The 284-nt window shown below is 69.0% G+C and carries 1 protein-coding gene; it reads left to right on the plus strand.

What is annotated here, in order from left to right:
• Positions 1 to 6: 6 nt before the first annotated feature.
• Positions 7 to 159 (plus strand): DUF1294 domain-containing protein, encoded by a 153-nt coding sequence (locus tag EN874_RS35010; protein WP_348631841.1) that lies wholly within the window; start codon positions 7 to 9, stop codon positions 157 to 159.
• Positions 160 to 284: the final 125 nt, after the last annotated feature.

Genomic DNA, 284 nt, shown 5'->3' on the forward strand with positions numbered 1-284 from the left:
CAGCTGCTGGCCTTTGCCGGCGGTTGGCCGGGGGCGCTGCTTGGCCAGGCGCTGTTCCGCCACAAGCACCGCAAGGCTGCGTTCCAGTGGGCCTTCTGGCTGTGCGTGCTGGCCAACGCGGCCTCGATCGCGGTGATGCTGCGCGAGCTGTCGCGGTAACCACCCGCTGAGGTAGTGCCGGCCGCTGGCCGGCAATTCCGTATCCGTATCAAGTGCCACGAGGTTGCCGGCCAGCGGCCGGCACGACCGTTCACGCTTCGCGCACCAGGACCCCATCACGCAAC

Source organism: Mesorhizobium sp. M1D.F.Ca.ET.231.01.1.1, assembly GCF_003999155.2.
Lineage (GTDB): Bacteria > Pseudomonadota > Alphaproteobacteria > Rhizobiales > Rhizobiaceae > Mesorhizobium.